This window comes from Winogradskyella ouciana, from assembly GCF_009709615.1.
GTDB lineage: Bacteria > Bacteroidota > Bacteroidia > Flavobacteriales > Flavobacteriaceae > Winogradskyella > Winogradskyella ouciana.
In genome coordinates this window covers 1-230 of sequence record NZ_WJYA01000339.1, presented here as the reverse complement: position 1 = coordinate 230, position 230 = coordinate 1, and the positions used below count along the sequence as shown (strand labels likewise).

General features: G+C 53.5%; 1 protein-coding gene. It reads right to left on the bottom strand.

Features of this window, described 5'->3' with window-relative positions; genetic code table 11:
- Positions 1 to 230 (bottom strand): MFS transporter (locus F1003_RS19305; protein ID WP_155090395.1); only part of this gene is annotated, 230 nt, incomplete at both ends.

The window sequence follows — 230 nt, the reverse complement described above, 5'->3', positions numbered from 1 at the left end:
TTGTAGTTTATCCTCGATGACAACACCAGTGCGGCTAAACCCAGCAAAGCACAAATTAAGAATAAGAGTTTGAAAGAGATGACTCCGGCGAGCGCCAGTCCGAGGGTGGGCCCGAATGCCAGGGCAATGTTCCCGGAAAGCCCGAAGTATCCCATTCCTTCTCCCCGCCGCTTTGCAGGAATTAAATCCGTGGCAATGGTTCCCGAGGCTGTAGTGGAGAAACCCCAGCC